Source organism: Pacificibacter sp., from assembly GCF_039769035.1.
In the GTDB taxonomy this organism is placed as follows: domain Bacteria; phylum Pseudomonadota; class Alphaproteobacteria; order Rhodobacterales; family Rhodobacteraceae; genus Celeribacter.
This window is the reverse complement of the sequence record NZ_JBDMZG010000200.1, coordinates 1-3490: the sequence shown is the minus strand read 5'-3', so window position 1 is coordinate 3490 and position 3490 is coordinate 1. Positions and strand designations below refer to the sequence as shown.

Annotated in this window: 2 protein-coding genes; one reads left to right on the top strand and one right to left on the bottom strand. The window is 55.2% G+C overall.

Annotated elements, in window-relative coordinates; genetic code table 11:
• Nucleotides 1-22 precede the first annotated feature (22 nt).
• Nucleotides 23-1387, bottom strand: coding sequence for a xanthine dehydrogenase small subunit (gene xdhA, locus ABF287_RS16265; RefSeq protein WP_347186048.1), 1365 nt, complete (start codon nt 1385-1387; stop codon nt 23-25).
• Nucleotides 1388-1609: 222 nt separating this feature from the next.
• Here xdhA and dnaE point away from each other — a divergent pair.
• The coding region (gene dnaE / locus ABF287_RS16260; RefSeq protein WP_347186047.1) for a DNA polymerase III subunit alpha at nt 1610-3490 on the top strand (1881 nt) is incomplete at its 3' end.

Below are 3490 nucleotides of genomic sequence, written 5' to 3'. Positions count from 1 at the left end.
TGGGTTAGGGATTTGCCAACACTCATGAGGCCTCTCCCCGAACATCCAGCACCGAAACCGTTTGACCCAAGCTTTCCGCAAACACGCGTTTGAGCATGTTTTGCGCTGTGGTTTGGCGGTATTCGGCTGAGGCGCGCATGTCCGTCATCGGCTGATAATCTTGATCAAAGGCGGGCAGGGCCGCGTCGATTGTGGCTTCAGTCCACGGCTGGCCTATAAGAGCCGCCTCAACAGCATCGCTGCGTTTTGGCGTGCCTGCCATGCCGCCAAAGGCGATGCGCGCTTCGGTCACTGTGCCATTCTCAACGGTGATATTAAACGCGCCACAAACGGCGGAAATATCTTGATCGAACCGCTTGGACAGTTTGTAGACCTTGAGGTCTGACAAGCCAGCTTTGGGAATGGTGATATGGGTGACAAATTCGGACGGCGCGCGGTCTTGTTTGCCGTATTCAACAAAGAAGTCTTCCAAGGCAATGGTGCGACTGTCCTCACCACGGCGCAAAGTGACGCTGGCATTCAGTGCAATCAATGGCGGCGGGCTGTCGCCAATCGGTGAGCCGTTGGCGATATTGCCGCCAAGGGTCGCGGCCGAGCGCACTTGTTTGGACGAAAACCGCCGGAACATTTCCGACAAAGACGGGCAGGACGTGGCAAACAAGGGGGCCAAGTCCGAAATCGGGGTCATCGCGCCGATGACAAATGCGTCAGGCGTTTCTGTGATGCCTTTGAGGTCTGTCACCCCGTTTAGGAAAATCACGTCATCCAAATTGCGCAGCTGTTTTGTGACCCAAAGGCCAACATCGGTGGCGCCCGCAATCAAGGTCGCGTTGGGGCGCAAAGCATAAATACCCGCCAATTCGTCGATAGATTCGGGGCGCTCTAGCAGTGCAGGCGCCTCGAGCGGCTCAAACGGGGTTTTGGTGTCAGGGGCAGTCAGGGCCGCTTTTTGGGCGGCGCGCAAAATGGGCGCATAGCCCGTGCAGCGGCACAAGTTGCCCGCCAATGCGTCTTCGATGTCCGTGTCACCTGAAGCGTGTGCCGCGGCCAAAGACATCACAATGCCAGGAGTGCAAAACCCACATTGAGAACCGTGCTCGTCTATCATGGCGTCTTGGACAGGGTGGAGCTTGTCTTGGGAGGCGAGGCCTTCAACCGTTGTGATTGATTTCCCGTGCAACTGGGGCATCAGCAAAATGCAGGCATTGAGCGGGACGGGGCCTGTTTCGTCTTCAACGATGACCGTGCAAGCACCACAGTCGCCCTCATTACAGCCTTCTTTGGTCCCAGTGAGGCCACGTTTTTCTCGCAAATAATCAAGTAACGTGTCGGTTGGGTTTTGAGTGGACTTAACGCGTTCGCCATTGAGGCGGAAGGTAATCTCCATGTCTTTGGCCTGCCGCTTTCTTTTGTCATGAGGCACGTCCGATGCGGCGGAAAACGTGTCTCTTTTGATTAGGAAACGAGGGCTGGTGCTTTTTTGCAAGGGATTCGTTCCATAATTCTGCGCAAGGATTGTCCGTTTGGTCAATATTTAAGCAAAGCGTCCGATTGCCGATGGTCGATTTTGCGCTTGGCCCCACCCTGTGCCTTCATGTAGCTTGCCCAAATGAGCACACCCACATTTATACACCTGCGCACCCATACCGAGTATTCTCTCCTTGAGGGGGCGCTGAAGCTGAAGAAACTCAGCGGCATGGTGGCTGATATGGGCATGCCTGCTGTCGCCGTGACAGACACCAACAATCTGTTCTGTGCGCTGGAGTTTTCGGAATACGCCTCGGGCGCTGGGGTGCAGCCCATCGTGGGCTGTCAGGTGGATGTGGCCTTTGATGTGCCTGCCCCTGGTGAACAGCCGCGCCTGCCTGCGCCCATTGTTTTGTTGGCCAAGAGCGAGGCGGGCTATGAGCATCTTATGAAGCTCAATTCCTGTCTCTATGTCGACAATGGCGGGCAGTTGCCGCAGGTGACATTGGACGAATTGGAACAATATTCCGAAGGGTTGATTTGCCTGACAGGGGGCGCGGATGGGCCTTTGGGTCAGTTGATCCAAGCCAGCCAACTGCCGAAAGCCAAGGTGTTGATCGAGCGGTTGCATGCGATCTACGGCGATCGTTTGTACATGGAATTGCAGCGCCACCCCGGTGAAAACGGTCAATACACGCAAGGCGAAATGGCCACCGAACGTTGGTTCGTTGAAGCCGCCTATGCCATGGATATTCCGTTGGTTGCGACCAACGATGTCTATTTCCCGAAAACGGAAATGTATGAGGCCCATGATGCGCTGATTTGTATCTCAAGCGGGTCATATGTGGATCAATCGGAACCCCGTCGTCGTTTGACGCCGCAACACTATTTCAAATCGCCCGCGGAAATGGCGACGCTGTTTGCGGATCTGCCGGAGGCGATTGAAAACACGGTTGAAATTGCCAAGCGCTGTGCGTTCAAGACCTACAAACGCGACCCTATTTTGCCGAAATTTGCCGATGACGAGGTGGTGGAACTGCGTCGCCAAGCCAATGAAGGCTTGCAAGCGCGTTTGGCGGTGATCCCCCATGCGGTTTCTGTCGAAGAATACCAAGCGCGGCTGGATTTCGAGCTGGATATCATCGAGGGCATGGGCTTTCCGGGCTACTTCTTGATCGTTGCCGACTTTATCAAATGGGGCAAAGATCAGGGCATTCCGGTGGGGCCGGGCCGTGGCTCTGGTGCGGGCAGTCTTGTGGCTTACGCGCTGACCGTCACCGACCTTGATCCTTTGCGCTATTCTTTGCTGTTCGAGCGGTTCTTGAACCCTGAACGTGTGTCCATGCCCGACTTCGATATCGACTTTTGCATGGACCGCCGCGAGGAAGTGATCCGCTATGTGCAAGACAAATATGGGCGCGACAAAGTCGGCCAGATCATCACATTTGGTGCGCTGTTGTCGAAAGCCGCTGTGCGGGACATCGGGCGTGTTTTGCAAATGCCTTACGGGCAAGTGGATCGTTTGTCGAAACTGATCCCTGTTGAAGGCGTCAAACCCGTTTCGATTGAGCAAGCGCTGAAAGACGAGCCGCGCCTGCGCGAAGAAGCCAAAAACGAAGAGGTCATCGACCGTCTGCTCACCTACGGCCAACAGGTCGAAGGCTTGCTCAGAAACGCGTCTACGCACGCGGCGGGTGTTGTGATCGGCGATCGGCCGATCGATATGCTGGTGCCGCTGTACCAAGATCCGCGCTCTGATATGCCGGCCACGCAGTTCAACATGAAATGGGTTGAGCAAGCGGGCTTGGTGAAATTCGACTTTTTGGGCCTGAAAACGCTGACTGTCATTCAGTCTGCGATGAACCTGATTTTCAAAAACGGGCGTCCGCTGCATGTCGATGCGGCTGGCAACACGCTGTATGAACCTGCGTCGGGTGGTGAAAACCAAATCAACTTGATTCCGCTCGATGACGAGAAAACCTACAACCTCTATTCATCGGCCAAAACAGTCGCTGTGTTTCAG